Source organism: Methylorubrum sp. Q1 (assembly GCF_004683995.1).
Taxonomy (GTDB): Bacteria; Pseudomonadota; Alphaproteobacteria; order Rhizobiales; family Beijerinckiaceae; genus Methylobacterium.
Window position 1 is genome coordinate 173,183 of sequence record NZ_SRHQ01000004.1, and the last position, 14,843, is coordinate 188,025.

A 14,843-nucleotide genomic window follows, 5' to 3' on the forward strand; every position below is an offset into this window, starting at 1 on the left:
TGCGCGTAGCGGGCCTCGGCCATCCGCCGGAGCGCCGTTGCCAGCGTCCGCGCGGCCCTCGCGCGAACATCCGAGACTCCCCTGACCCGCGGTGCACGATGCCAGCGTCTGATTTCCGTCACGATCGCCACGACACCACCTCACGGCCCGCTCATGTTGCAACGCAATATCGCATGGCCGCGTCGGCCCGGTGATTGAAACTTGTTCTGAGCTGTCATGCACCCGGCTCATGGACGCGCGCTGCTCCCGCAGCGGCCGTTTGCAGGGTGCGCGGAACGTCACGGCATGATTTGTTTTTGTGCTTTGCAAGTAAAAAAATGTAGCTGGCGATGATTGCGGCTATACCGATATTTTTATAATAATTATTTGGCGCAGGGATATATATATTCCGGTGATCGGTGCTGTTGGTCCCGAGTAAAAATCTAGATCAATCTGTATCGGCGTCGATGAGGCACTGAGCCCAAGTCGAAGGCCAGCCAAGACTTCCGAACAAATGGCCGCATGGATGCCAGGGAGTGTCCTTGCATCATTGTAGGAATATTATACTAAATCGGGGAGTTTTAAGGGTGGCTACTGCATCGAGAACAGCGGCCGGTCGGCTGAGCCTGTCCTTCGTCGCGGCCGGTATGGTGCTGGCGACGCCGGCAGGCGCAGGGTCGGTCGCGCAGCCCGGCGGATCGATCGGCATTCCCGCGGGTGCACAGATTCCCGTCGGTCTGTACTTCGTCGCCGTGCCGAATTACGGCGTCCGCTACACGTTCCCCGCCTCGTCGGATCTCAACGTCAACACGGCGACCTTCGCTTTGTCGACCCCGTGGTCCGTGCTCGGCGCGCGGCTGCAATTCATCGTCTTCAACCGCTCCGCCGTCTCGGCGAGTGCGCGGGGGGCTCCGTCGTCCACCGGCCTGGGCCAGAGCCTGTATGCGACGCAGCTCGCCTGGAACCTCGGCAACGACGTCGGCTTCAGCTATCTCCTGGGCGGCTATGTTCCGGATGCCACCCGCTTCGGCTCTCAGGAGGGCTCACTCACGCACCGTTTCGCCGTGAGCTATACCGGGAACGGATACAATCTGACCGCGAACCTGCTCTACGGTCACTTCCTCACAGATCGCGCTTTGAACGGCTCACGGGCCTTTCCCGACTATCTCAACATCGATCTCACCGCGACGAAGCGATTCGGTAAGTTCGAATTCGGTCCCGTGGCCTATGCTTCGACCGATCTGCCGGTCGGCAACGTGCCGGGCTACCGGCGCCAGAGCCAGTTCGCGGTCGGCGGGCTGGTCGGCTACAATTTCGGTCCGGTCAACGTTCAGGCCTACATCACCCGCGACGTCGCGGAGCGTCATTACGGCGGCCAGGAGACGCGGGGCTGGGCGCGGCTGATCGTGCCGATCTGGCAGGACAAGGGTGAGGTCGCGCCCAACCGCACGCTCGTGACACGCCAGCAGGGGCAATAGCGTTAGCGTCGCGGTGTTCCTCGTGCCATCGGTAGGCCGCACGCGACCGCAGCACCGCCGCTCAAGGTCCGAACGGGCTTGGCGGATAGGGCCTTCGGACCGCGCCGGGGCGCGTCCGACTGGGATGGGACGGTGGCGGGACGGGGCGGCCTCAGCCGAGGCTGCCGCCGCCTTCACGTCCGCATTCGCGATGCCGGACTGGTTCGAACTGGCGCTGCGCAGGGTCGGGGCGAAGGTCTCGTCCGCCTCCGGCACGGCATCCGCCTGGACGCGGGCGCTGACCTCTGCGGAGGCGGCGCCGGCGGCGATCGTGTCCGTCAGGGGCAGGGCCGGGGTACCGGCGAAGTCGGCCCCGTCGGCCCCGTCGGCCGCGTTCGCGCCGCGGCCTGTGATCTCGGCGGTGACGGTGACGGCGCCCAGCGTGCCGTTGCTGCGCTCGACCGTGAAAGGTGAACGCGGTCTCGCCCGTGTCGCCCGCCGCCCGGCTCACGGCGAGCGAGTTCGCGGTAAAAGCCGACCTCCTGGGTGAAGCCCTGGGGCAGAGCCGCGTAGACGACCGCACCGCCGTTGGCGACTTCGTTGGCGCTGACGGGAAGGGGCGTGCCCGTCGGGTTGCGGTCGGCGGCGATGACGGTCAGCACCTCCGGGCCGAGATCGGTGGTCGCGCCGGGTTGGGGCGGGACGTAGGAGACGCCGGCCGCGTTGGCCGGGTCGGTCACGTCGTAGACGATGACGCCGCCGACCGGGTTGCTGGGCGCGCGCGCCTGCTCGCCCTCGTTGGCGACAAGGATCCGGCGGCCCGCGCGCTGCGAAGCAAAGGGGTTCGCCCAGGCCCGAATCCGCACGCCGATCCCGACCGCCCCGGGAGGGACGATCACGGTCCGGAGGCACTGTTTCGGCTCGTTTCGGCCCCAGCTCCTCGCGAGCGCCGTATCCGACCCCATTGCATCAGGCCGCCGTCTCTCGCTCTCTGTTTTGACGCGCATTCTTTCGACGAACCGGTGGCCACTTCGTCGGAATGCGCTCCAGCGCCGCTCCACAACACCCTGTGTTTCGGGACGATCGGCGGCTTCCGACGGCTCCGCGGCACGCCGACGCCGGACAGGCCTTCACAACCCTCGCCGCCCGCCGCATCACTCTCCACCCCGTGCGGACGGCGCCTTCCTCCGTCCGCGGAGCCGCCGCGCGGGTCAGGCCGACCGGGCCGTCCGCCCCTTCTCGTTCGAAAGCCGCAGCGAAGCCGCCATGCCCGACCCCGTCGACGCGCTCCTCGCGATCCTCGATCTGGAGCGCCTGGAGACCGATCTGTTCCGCGGGATCAGCCCGCGGATCGGCTGGCCGCGGGTGTTCGGGGGGCAGGTCGTGGCGCAGGCGCTCGTCGCGGCCTCCCGCACGGTCGAGGCGGCGCGCCCGCCCCATTCCCTGCACGCCTACTTCCTCCTCGGCGGCGATCCGGCGGTGCCGATCGTCTACGAGGTCGAGCGCATCCGCGACGGCGGCAGCTTCACCACCCGCCGGGTCAAGGCGATCCAGAAGGGCCGGGCGATCTTTGCCATGTCGGTCTCGTTCCACGCGGCGGAGGAGGGCGTCGACCACGCCGCCGGTCTTCCCGACGTGCCGCGACCGGGCGACCTGGTGGATGCCCGGACCCTCGTCCGGGACGGCGGCATCATCGTGCCCGAGCCGATGCTGGCCTACTTCACGCAGGCTTGGCCGATCGAAATGCGGCCGGTCGAGACCGAGCGCTATCGCGACCGCACGCCGAGGCCCGCGCGCTACCATGTCTGGATGCGCGCGACGAAGCCTCTGCCGGACGATCCGGCGGTGCACCGGGCGGTGCTGGCCTATGCATCGGACATGACGCTGCTCGATTCCACGCTGATCCCCCACGGCCGCACGGTGTTCGACCCCGAGATCCAGTCGGCGAGCCTCGACCACGCCCTGTGGTTCCACCGCCCGTGCCGGGCCGATTCCTGGCTGCTCTATTCGCAGGACAGCCCGAGCGCCTCGGGCGCTCTGGGCTTTGCGCGCGGTACGTTCCACGACGAGGAAGGCCAGCTCGTCGCCTCGGTTGCACAGGAAGGACTGATCCGCCCCCGGCGCGGCTGAAGCGAACCAGTTGGCGTGCATTATGCCGCGCAAAGGTACTTTATGACTATTATTTAGGCACTTTTTACAGCCAAGCTGCGCGCTGTAGCGCCACGGCTCGCTCACGATCTGGGCAGCAATGCGAAAGTGGAAATGGTTCCGCTTGGCACGGTCCTTGAATGACGGCGCCCGGCTGCGGGGTCATTCCGATCCTCGCGGAACCGCTGGGTCTCGGCCGGTGCGCGGCCGGCGGTGAGACGACAGGACAAAGGGGGCGCCGCCCATGAAAATCGTGATGGCGATCATCAAGCCGTTCAAGTTGGAGGAGGTCCGCGACGCACTGACCGGCATCGGCGTGCACGGCCTGACCGTGACCGAGGTCAAGGGCTACGGCCGGCAGAAGGGCCACACCGAGATCTATCGCGGTGCCGAGTATGCCGTGAGCTTCCTGCCCAAGCTCAAGATCGAGGTGGCCGTCGCGGCCGACCTCGTGACGAGCGTGATCGAGGCCATCGCGGGAGCCGCCCGCACCGGACAGATCGGCGACGGCAAGATCTTCGTGATGCCGCTCGAAAAGGCGGTTCGCATCCGGACCGGCGAGACCGACGCGGACGCGCTCTGACACGCTGTCCCGCATCGCTTTCCTCTTCGATGCCCTGACAGCTCTTCACCCGTTCCGGCGGAACGCGCCCGGCCGCGCCGCCCACCCATTCTCCTCAACGCTCGACGCACTGCGATCAGGAGCTTCCTGTCCATGAAACTTCGTAATCTTCTCGCGCTCGGATTGGGAGGAGCCGCCCTCGGCCTCCTCTTCGTCGAGCCGTCGCTCGCGCAGGCGCCGACGGTCGAGCCCGCCGCCGCCGCTGCCGCCGCGCCGGTGCCCAACAAGGGCGACACGGCGTGGATGCTGCTCTCGGCGATCCTCGTCCTGCTGATGACCGTGCCCGGCCTCGCCCTGTTCTATGGCGGCCTCGTGCGCACCAAGAACATGCTCTCGGTGCTGACCCAGGTCTTCGCGATCGCCTCGATCGTCTGCCTGCTGTGGGTGACCTACGGCTACAGCCTCGCCTTCACCAATGGCGGCGGTCTCAACGACTTCGTCGGCGGCTTCTCGAAGGCCTTCCTCAAGGGCGTCGACGCCAACTCGGTGGCGGCCACCTTCTCCAACGGCGTCGTGATCCCCGAATACGTCTACATCTGCTTCCAGATGACGTTCGCGATGATCACGCCCGGCCTCATCGTCGGCGCCTTCGCCGAGCGGATGAAGTTCTCGGCGCTGGTCGTGTTCACGATCCTCTGGGTCACGCTGATCTACTTCCCGATGGCTCACATGGTCTGGTACTGGGGCGGCCCGGACGTCTTCGCCGACGCGGCCCGCAAGCTCGCCGCCGCCGGTGGCGAGGCCAACGCTGCGGCCAAGGCCGAGTACGACGCGGTGCTGGGTGATGCCGGCATGCTGTTCAAGTGGGGCGCCCTCGACTTCGCCGGCGGCACCGTCGTGCACATCAACGCGGGCATCGCCGGCCTCGTCGGCTGCCTGATGCTCGGCAAGCGCATCGGCTACGGCCGTGACCTGCTCGCCCCGCACTCCCTGACCATGACCACGATCGGCGCCTCGCTGCTCTGGGTCGGCTGGTTCGGCTTCAACGCCGGCTCGAACCTCGAAGCCAACGGCGCTGCGGGTCTGGCGATGATCAACACCTTCGTCGCCACCGCCGCGGCCGCCGTCTCCTGGCTGTTCGTGGAATGGGCCGCCAAGGGCAAGCCGTCGCTGCTGGGCATGCTTTCGGGCGCCATTGCCGGCCTCGTCGCCGTCACCCCGGCCGCGGGCTTCGCCGGCCCGATGGGCTCCATCGTGCTCGGTCTGGCTGCGGGCGCGGTCTGCTTCGTGATGTGCTCCACCGTGAAGAACGCGCTGGGCTACGACGACTCGCTCGACGTGTTCGGCGTGCACTGCATCGGCGGCATCATCGGCGCCATCGCCACGGGCATCCTGGTCTCGCCCGATCTCGGCGGCGCCGGCATCCCCGACTACACCACCAAGCCCGGTGAGTTGACCGTCGGCGCCTACGACATGGTCGCCCAGGTCATCATCCAGGCGAAGGCGGTGGGCTTCACCATCCTGTGGTCGGGCATCGGCTCTGCGATCCTCTACAAGCTCGTCGATCTGACGATCGGCCTGCGCGTGACGCAGGAAGAAGAGCGCGAGGGTCTCGACATCGCCGATCACGGCGAGCGCGCCTACAACTACTGAGTGAGAGCCTGCCCTCTCGGCAGGCACCCTGAACCCGGGCCTCGGCGCGATGCGCCGGGGCCTTTTTCATGCGCCGCGCCATCGATGCCGACTCGCTTCCACCGGATTGCACTCGGCCGCCTCGGCCGAATTGGTCAATGAAACGTAAAGATTGCATTCGATTTCGAGGCGATGGGGCCGTTTTGGACGCCTCAAAAATGTTGCTTTCGAGCAACATCTTCCGCCCTCAGGTTGCCCTGGGTCAAAAATGACTAAAAATTAGGCACTTGCGCAAAACTTCATTTTGCGGCGCGGCGGCGAGTTCGGCACCTTGGCCGTATCGAATGTGGGGCTGACCGCGATGACCATCAAAACAAAGCTTCTGGCCGCAAGTGCGGTGCTTTCCACCCTGAGCATCAACGCGCTGCCAGTTCTCGCCGCAGACATGCCCGCCGCGGCGCCCGTCATCGTCGAGGAGCATTGTAAGGCTGCGATCTCCACCCCGACCTTCGGCGGTCTCATCAAGGCGAACCCGAACCCGGCCTGCTTCGTCACGGGACTGGGCGACATCTATGTCGGCGGCGCGGTTACCGGCTTCGCCTACACCCAGACCAACGCCTTCGGCATCCTCTCCCCCAGCGCCGAGCAGGATCGTTTCGGCCGCGTCGATTTCTCGAACCTCCAGGGTTGGATCCAGAAGGCCGACGGCCCGCTGCAGTTCTATGTCCATGCCGGCCTGTACTCGATCCCGGCGCTCGGCCTGCCGCTCTACTCCGCGTTCGAGCAGACCGAATCGCTGTTCGGCCCGATCCCAGTGGCCTTCGGCAAGTGGCAGATCAACGACGAGTGGTCGATCCAGGCCGGCCGGATGTTCACCAACATCGGCTCCGAGCTGCTGTTCACCTACCAGAACCTGAACATCTCCCGCGGTCTGCTCTTCAACCAGGAGAACTTCATCAACCACGGCGTTCAGGTGAACTATGCCAACGGCCCGTTCGCGGCCGCGCTCGCGGTGACCGACGGCTTCTACTCGGGTGAGCTGAACTGGGTGACCGGCTTTGCCACCTACAAGCTCAACGACGCGAACACGATCGGCATCAACGGCGGCACGCATTTCAGCGACTTCGACGCCTCGACCCGCAGCCCGCGCTTCCAGTTCGCGACGATCAACTCGCTGCAGAACAGCAGCATCATCAGCGTGAACTACACCTACGCCAACGGGCCGTGGATCATCTCGCCGTACTTCCAGTACACCAACGTCGCGCGCAAGGAGGGGTACTTCTCCCCGATCGAGGGCGCGGAGACCTGGGGCGGCACGCTGCTGGCCGGCTACACCTTCACCGACAACTTCGCGCTCGCCGGCCGCCTCGAATACATCGAGCAGTCGGGCACGCGAGGCGTGGTCACCGGCCGCGGCGGCACCAGCGTCCTCTACGGTCCGGGCAGCTCGGCCTTCTCGTTCACGATCACCCCGACCTTCACCTGGGATCGCTACTTCCTCCGCGGCGAGTTCGCGACCGTCCAGGCCTACGACGTGACCCCGGGCTTCGGCTTCGGCCGCGACGGCACCAAGCGGTCGCAGGAGCGCTACCTCATGGAAACCGGCTTCACCTTCTGAGAACCGGGCCGGCTCGCCGGCGGGACACCACGTTGCTTTGGGAAGCCTCGGAGAAATCCGGGGCTTCCTGCATTTCAAGGCGGCACCTTGGGCCAGGCCTCGGCCGCAGACGGCCCACCGCTTTGCGAGGCAGACTTAGCCCCCCGTTAACCGCCCCGCATTAGCCTTACCGGATCGTTGACACCGGACCGGTCTGCGCATGCGTTCCCTTCGCCGTTCCGCGTCGCCCTACGACACCTTCGTCGATAGCCTGAGGCCGTTCCTGGCCAAGCGGCTGACGGAGTGCGGCGGCCTGATCCTCTTCACCGGCGCGGTCGCGTTGACCGTCGCCCTGGCGACGTGGTCGATCAACGACCCGAGCCTCAACCACGCCACCGACCAGCGGGCGCACAACGTGCTCGGTCGTCCCGGAGCCGTCGTGGCCGACCTCGCCATGCAGCTCCTCGGGCTCGGCTCGATCGCGCTCGCACTGCCTCCCGCCCTGTGGGGCGTGCGCTTGATGCGCGAGCGCGACCTGCCGCATGGCGGCTTGCGCATCGTTCTGTGGTTCGTCGGCGTTCTCTGCGCGAGCGCGGTTGCGAGTGCCCTGCCGCCGACGGATCGCTGGCCCCTGCCCACCGGCATGGGCGGGGTCGCAGGCGACGCGCTGCTCGCCGGCACGCGGATGCTGGTCGGGCCGCTGGCGCATTTCGCCGGCTTCCTGTTCGCGGCCTTCGCCATCCTCAGCCTCACCGCCGCCTGCCGCGTGACCAAGCCGGACTTCGAGGAGGACGAGGAGGTGCCCTACGGCGCCGCGCGTTCGGCGCCCCGCTCCGGCCCTGCCTCGGCCCACGAGGAGCGCCACGATGCCGACGAGCCGAGCCTCGGCATCCTGTCGCTGGGCGCACTGGCGCAAGCCGTCATGCGCGGCCGCGCCTCGCTGCGCACCCGGCTCGAATCCTGGCAGGCGCCGGCCGACGAGGGGGAGGGGCTGGCCTATGCCGGCGCCTCGCCCGCGCTCGCCGCGCGCCGCGCCTTCGCCGACCCGGACGAGGCACCCTGGGCGCCGCAGGCCCGCGAGCGGACCGACGTCTCGGGCCGCCGCGAGCCCCAATTCGATCCGGAGGAGGATTCGGACGAAGCGCCCGTCCGTGCCGCCCCCCAGCGCCCCGCGCCGATTGCTGCTGGGGCGGATATGACCGCCGACGAGCCGTCCACCCGCGTCGCGCGCCCGCTGCCGCAGGCCCCGGCGGCGCGTCCGCGCCCGGACGAGCCGCGTCCGGAAGCCGGCGAGTACCGGCTGCCCGCCCTGGAGCTTCTCGCCCGTCCCCGCGAGGCGGCGCCCGGCTCCGAGGTCTCGGCGGAGGCGCTGGAGCAGAACGCCACCATGCTGGAGGCGACGCTGCAGGACTTTGGCGTGCGCGGCGACATTCTTGCCGTGCGCCCCGGCCCCGTCGTCACTCTCTATGAGCTGGAGCCGGCGCCCGGCACCAAGTCGAGCCGCGTCATCGCGCTCGCCGACGACATCGCCCGCTCGATGTCCGCCATCTCCGCCCGTGTCGCCGTCGTCCCCGGCCGCAACGCCATCGGCATCGAATTGCCGAACGCCAAGCGCGAGACGGTGTTCTTGCGCGAACTCCTCGCGTCGGCGGATTTCGTCGAGACCAAGCACAAGCTCGCGCTGTGCCTGGGCAAGAACATCGGCGGCGAGCCGATCATCGCCGACCTCGCCCGCATGCCGCACCTGCTGGTGGCCGGCACCACCGGCTCGGGCAAGTCGGTCGCCATCAACACCATGATCCTGTCGCTACTCTACCGGCTGAAGCCGGAGGAGTGCCGCCTGATCATGGTCGATCCCAAGATGCTGGAACTGTCGGTCTATGACGGCATCCCGCACCTGCTCTCCCCCGTCGTCACCGATCCGAAGAAGGCGGTCATCGCCCTCAAATGGGCCGTGCGCGAGATGGAAGAGCGCTACAAGAAGATGTCCAAGGTCGGTGTCCGGAACATCGACGGCTTCAATGCACGCCTCGAAGAGGCCCGCGCCCGCGGCGAGACCCTGACCCGCACCGTCCAGACCGGTTTCGACCGTTCCACCGGCGAAGCGGTCTACGAGGACGAGGTCATGGACCTCAACCCGCTACCCTACATCGTGATCGTGGTCGACGAGATGGCCGACCTGATGATGGTGGCGGGCAAGGACATCGAGGGCGCGATCCAGCGCCTCGCGCAGATGGCGCGTGCGGCCGGCATCCACCTCATCATGGCGACGCAGCGTCCCTCGGTCGATGTCATCACCGGCACGATCAAGGCGAACTTCCCGACCCGGATGTCCTTCCAGGTCACGAGCAAGATCGATAGCCGCACGATCCTGGGCGAGATGGGCGCCGAGCAGTTGCTGGGCCAGGGCGACATGCTGTTCATGGCCGGCGGCGGGCGCACGACGCGCGTGCACGGGCCGTTCTGCTCGGACTCGGAAGTCGAGACCGTGGTTGCCCACCTCAAGCGCCAGGGCCGGCCGTCCTACCTCGAAGCCGTCACCGCCGACGAGGGCGAGATTCCGGCCGGGGCCGCTGCGTCCGAGGACGGGCCGGTCTTCGATGCCGGCCAGTTCGGTGGCGGCGGAGAGAGCGGCGACCTCTACGAGCAGGCGGTGGCCGTGGTGTTGCGGGACAAGAAGGCTTCCACCTCCTACATCCAGCGCCGCCTGCAGATCGGCTACAACCGGGCCGCCTCACTGATGGAGCGGATGGAGACGGAAGGTCTCGTCGGACCGGCCAACCACGCCGGCAAACGCGAGATCCTCGTCGAGTCCGAACCGCAGGCTTACTGACCGGCCGACCCGCCGCCTGCATCGATTGCCCTGCCAGCGCGCCGCCCTCGTTCGAGGGCGGCGCGCTTTCGCATTTGGGGGCCTTCCCCGACTCGACAACGGCTACGCTCGAACTTATAGCAACAGCTATAATTACGAGGCTGAAGTTTCATGTCGAGAAAGCGCTATGGGCTTGGCCCGTGGTTCGGCCCTTTCGCCGGGATCGGCATCGCCGGCCTCGTCGTGTCGCCGATCCAGGCGGAAGAGGCCGTCCTTGAGGAGATCAGCGTCGTCTCGGACAAGCCGGCCAATCTGGTCGGCGTCCTGCCGGTGGTGACCGACCGATTCTCGACGGTCACCGTCGTCTCCGGGGCCGATCTCGCCCGCTCGCAGCCGACCTCGCTCGGTGAGGCGCTGTTCGACAAGCCGGGCCTGTCCGCGACCACCTTCGCGCCGGGCTCGGCCTCGCGGCCGATCATCCGCGGCCTCGACAATCACCGTGTCCGCATCCTCGAGAACGGCACCGGTGTGCAGGACATGTCCGATCTGGGCGAGGACCACGCCGTCCCGATCAACCCGCTGATCAACGACCGCATCGAGGTGATCCGCGGGCCCGCAGGCCTGCGCTACGGTTCCCAGGCCGTCGGTGGCGTGGTCTCGGTCGAGAACAACCGCATCCCGACGAGCATTCCGCCCGGCGGCGTCGCGGGACGGGTGACGACCGGCTACTCGGCCGTCGACAACGGTCGCAACGCCGCCGCCACGGTCGATGCCGGCAGCGGCAACGTCGCCGTCCACGCCGATGCGTTCCGGAGCGTGGCGGACGACTACGACACGCCGCTCGGCATTCAGCGCAATTCCTTCAACCAATCGCAGGGGGGCGCCTTCGGCACCTCGTACCTGTTCGACCAGGGCTTCGTCGGGCTGTCCTTCAGCCACTTCGATTCGGTCTACGGCATCCCCGGAATCAGCTCCGCGGTGCAGCGCACCCGGCTCGATCCGGTGCAGGACAAGCTCCAGGCCCGTGGCGAGTACCGGCCGCTGGACGGGCCGTTCGCGGCGATCCGATTCTGGGCGGGCGGCTCGAACTACCGCCACAACGAGTTCGGCACCGGTGCCAACGGCGTCGAGGGGATCGAGGCGGTGTTCAAGAATCGCGCGGCGGAGGGGCGGATCGAATTCGACCATGTGCCGGTCGAGACCGCTTTCGGCACCTTGAGCGGGCAACTCGGCGTCCAGGCCGACCGGCGCAAGCTCCGCATCTCGGGGGCGGAAGGGGGCCTGTTGCGCCCGACCGACACGCGGGTGCAGGCGGCCTACCTGTTCGAGGAACTGGCACTCGGCGGCGGCCTGCGATTCCAGGCTGCGGGCCGCATCGAAGGCAACCGCGTTGCCGGTATGCAGGCATTGTTCCCCTCGGACTTTCTTCCCGATCGCCCCGGCGACGAGCCGGTGGAATCGCGCCGCATCCGCCGCTTTGCCCCGAAAAGCGCGAGCTTCGGCGCGCTTCAAGACCTGCCCCATGGGTTCGTGGGGAGCCTGACCGGCTCCTATGTCGAGCGCGCGCCGACCTCGCCCGAACTGTTCTCGCGCGGGCCGCACGAGGCTTCCGCCACCTTCGAGATCGGCGATCCGAACCTCAAGGTCGAACGCGCCCGCACCGTCGAGGTCGCGATCCGGCGGGCGGAGGGGCCGTTCCGCCTCGACGCGACCGGCTACGTCACCCGCTATACCGGCTTCGTCTACAAGCGCCTGACCGGCTTCACCTGCGGCGACACCTTCGACAGTTGCGGGATCGGCGGTGGGGATCTGCGGCAGGTCACTTATTCGCAGGCCGGTGCCACCTTCGCCGGCGCCGAGATCGCGAGCCAGATCGACCTCGTGCCGGTCGGCGACGGCTTTGCCGGCCTCAGCGCCCAGTACGACTTCGTGCGGGCACAGTTCGACGACGGCCGCTTCGTGCCGCGCATCCCGCCCCACCGCGTCGGCGGCGGCGTGTTTCTGCGGGCCGACGGCTGGTTCGCGCAGCTCAGCCTGCTGCACGCCTTCGCCCAGACCCAGACCGGCACGCTGGAGACGCCGACGCCGGGCTACAACGACCTCAAGGCGGAGATCGCCTACAGCCGCCCGCTCGATCCGGCGGTCCATGGTCTCAGCGAGGTCACGCTCGGCCTGCGCGGCACGAACCTGCTCGACGACGTGATCCGCAACGCCGCCTCCTTCCGCAAGGACGAGGTGGTGCTGCCGGGCCGGAACGTGCGGCTCTTCCTCACGGCACGGTTCTGACGATCCGGTGCGCCGCTTGGTTCGAACCATCGCCTCGCGTTGCCCGACTCACATCCCCGCGCCCCCGATCGCGCCGGTCTCCCCACGGGGGAGGCGGTACGGCCGCCGTTCACGATGGCCGGTCGTTTTGAGCGTTCTGAAGCATGAGAACTGCGGCAGATCGCATCAGGTCGCGATTAGTCATGCGCTGTCTCTCCTCAGTACAGCGTAGAATGAGCTTGCCGATTCGGGCATGCCAGGATCTTCGAAAGCGAAGTGCGGCACCGACATGTTCTGTCTGCTGCCATGACGAGGGATATCGTAACAAAATCGGTGCGACTGCGTTTCGTGATGCCCGCTGCTTCTGCGTAGTACGCTATGGAAAGCTGTGCGAAGATGAGGGATGGATGGGAGCGACACTCCACCTCCGCAGTCGAATCGCGGCGAGATGGCCGAGCGGATCCGGACGCATGACTGGGCCGCGACGGCGCTCGGTTCGGCGGACGCTTGGCCGCCCAGCCTCAGGACCACGATCAGTCTGATTCTCGGCTGCGGCTTCCCCATGAGCGCATTGTGGGGCCCGGACCTGATCCAGGTCTACAATGACGGCTTCCGGGACCTGATGGGATTGAAGCACCCGGCCGGGCTGGGTCAGCCGTCACGCGAGTGCTGGCCCGAGATCTGGCACATCAATGCGCCGATCTACGAGCGGGTCTGGAACGGCGAGACGTTCACCTTCGAAGATGCGCTCTACCCGCTGTCCCGGTCGGGCTGCCTCGAAGATGCGTGGTTCACGCTGACCTACAGCCCGCTGCGGGACGATGCGGGGCAGATCGCGGGTATCCTGGTCGTCCTGGTCGAGAGCACGGCCCGCGTTCTGGCGGACCGGGCATTGCGTGAGCGCGAGGCGCGCTTCCGGGCCGAGATGGAACGTCAGGTGCAAGAGCGGACGGCGGAGCTTCAAGCGAGCCGCGACCTGCTCAAGGCGACCATGGACAGCTCCATGGACATGATTCAGGTCTTCAAGGCCGTGCGCGATCCGGCGGGCGAGATCGTCGATTTCCGCTGGGTCCTGAACAACTCCACCTCAGCGAGCCGCTACGGCGATGTGGGCGGCCAAAGCCTGCTCGAACGCAATCCGGGCGTGATTCAGGAGGGCATCTTCGACACCTTCAAGCGTGTCACGGAAACCGGCCAGCCCGCGACCGCGGAGCGCCACTACGCCCACGAGCAGATCGATGGCTGGTTCTTCCAGTGCGCGGTGAAGCTCGGTGACGGGGTGGCCATCACCACCAAGGAGATCTCGGCCTGGAAGGCGGCGCAAGACGAAATGCTCCGGCTTCGCGACGAGATCGCGCAGGAGGCCCTGCGCGAGAGTGAGGATCGCTTCCGCACCCTGACGAGCCTCATCCCGGTCCTGCTCTGGCGCTCCGATGAGAGCGGGCAGTACAACTCCCTCAACGAGGCTTGGCTCGCCTATACCGGCCAGACCCTGCAGCAATCGCAGGTCGGCGGCTGGCTCGAAGCGATCCACCCCGACGACCGTGACAGGGTGCGCGAGGCCTTCCGCACCGGCCGCGAGCAGCAGCGGTTGATCGAGGTGCAGCAGCGCATCCGCCGGCATGACGGGCAGTATCGCTGGTTCCTCGTACGGCAGGCGCCCCTGCTCGATACCGAGGGACAGGTCACGCAGTGGATCGGTGCCGCCATGGACATCCACGATCTGCACGATCTGCAGGAGCGCCAGACCATCCTCGTCGCCGAGTTGCAGCACCGCACCCGCAACCTGCTCGGCGTCGTGCGCTCCATCGCCCACCAGACCATGGCGCAGACCGGCCCGACGGAGCGCTTCCGCGAGCAGTTCAACGACCGGCTCGCCGCCCTGTCGCGGGTTCAGGGGCTGCTGTCGCGCTCGGAGCAGGAACTGATCACCCTGCGCACCCTGATTCGAACCGAGCTGGACGCCCTCGGGGGGGACGACTTCGCCGATCGGATCCATATCGCCGGACCGCCGGTGCGGCTGCACAAGGCATCGGTGCAGACCCTGGCGCTCGCCGTGCACGAGTTGGCGACCAATGCCCGCAAGTACGGTGCCCTGACGACCGAGCACGGCCGCCTCTCGGTGACGTGGCGCGCCGATCGGGACGACGAAGGCGGAGGAAACCTGCTGATCGAGTGGATCGAGGAGGGTATCAGCCGGCCGCGCGAGACGCAGGGCCCGACGCGGCGCGGCTACGGACGCGAATTGATCGAGCAGGCGATGCCCTACGCGCTCAACGCCAAGACGCACTACGAACTCGGTGAGACGCGGCTGCGCTGCGCCATCGAACTGCCGCTGGGCGAACGATTCGGGCAGGTGAGCATGGCCTGAGCGTTGCCGTGCGGGTCGAG

At 67.5% G+C, this 14,843-nt stretch carries 9 protein-coding genes; 8 read left to right on the plus strand and 1 reads right to left on the minus strand.

What is annotated here, in order from left to right; all coding sequences use genetic code 11:
- The first annotated feature begins 542 nt into the window (after positions 1–542).
- On the plus strand, positions 543–1,457 hold the full coding sequence (locus tag E4V01_RS06030; protein ID WP_135297768.1) for a transporter: 915 nt from the start codon (positions 543–545) through the stop codon (positions 1,455–1,457).
- A 317-nt stretch (positions 1,458–1,774) separates the two neighbouring features.
- Here the strand turns inward: E4V01_RS06030 and E4V01_RS06035 are convergent, their stop codons facing one another.
- Positions 1,775–2,335: a hypothetical protein gene (locus E4V01_RS06035; RefSeq protein ID WP_245517435.1), complete on the minus strand. Its 561-nt coding sequence runs from the start codon at positions 2,333–2,335 to the stop codon at positions 1,775–1,777.
- Positions 2,336–2,702: 367 nt separating this feature from the next.
- Between E4V01_RS06035 and E4V01_RS06040 the strand changes: the two genes are divergently transcribed.
- The 7 genes from E4V01_RS06040 to E4V01_RS06070 all read left to right on the plus strand — a co-directional run bounded on the left by E4V01_RS06040 (position 2,703) and on the right by E4V01_RS06070 (position 14,823).
- On the plus strand, positions 2,703–3,566 hold the full coding sequence (locus E4V01_RS06040) for an acyl-CoA thioesterase II (RefSeq protein WP_135297721.1): 864 nt from the start codon (positions 2,703–2,705) through the stop codon (positions 3,564–3,566).
- Positions 3,567–3,828: 262 nt separating this feature from the next.
- The gene (locus E4V01_RS06045; protein WP_135297722.1) at positions 3,829–4,167 is read left to right on the plus strand and encodes a P-II family nitrogen regulator; all 339 of its coding nucleotides are present in this window, start codon (positions 3,829–3,831) and stop codon (positions 4,165–4,167) included.
- A gap of 132 nt (positions 4,168–4,299) precedes the next feature.
- A complete protein-coding gene (locus E4V01_RS06050; RefSeq protein ID WP_060769664.1) occupies positions 4,300–5,799 on the plus strand; it encodes an ammonium transporter in 1,500 nt (499 codons plus the stop codon).
- Positions 5,800–6,139: 340 nt separating this feature from the next.
- Entirely contained in the window at positions 6,140–7,396 is a 1,257-nt protein-coding gene (locus E4V01_RS06055) for an outer membrane beta-barrel protein (protein WP_060772227.1), read from the plus strand.
- Between the two features lie 199 nt (positions 7,397–7,595).
- Positions 7,596–10,208: a DNA translocase FtsK gene (locus E4V01_RS06060; protein ID WP_135297723.1), complete on the plus strand. Its 2,613-nt coding sequence runs from the start codon at positions 7,596–7,598 to the stop codon at positions 10,206–10,208.
- Positions 10,209–10,358: 150 nt separating this feature from the next.
- Positions 10,359–12,473, plus strand: a complete 2,115-nt coding sequence (locus E4V01_RS06065; protein ID WP_135297724.1) for a TonB-dependent receptor — start codon at positions 10,359–10,361, stop codon at positions 12,471–12,473.
- Between the two features lie 382 nt (positions 12,474–12,855).
- Positions 12,856–14,823, plus strand: coding sequence for a PAS domain-containing sensor histidine kinase (locus E4V01_RS06070; protein ID WP_135297725.1), 1,968 nt, complete (start codon positions 12,856–12,858; stop codon positions 14,821–14,823).
- The last annotated feature ends 20 nt before the right edge of the window (positions 14,824–14,843 follow it).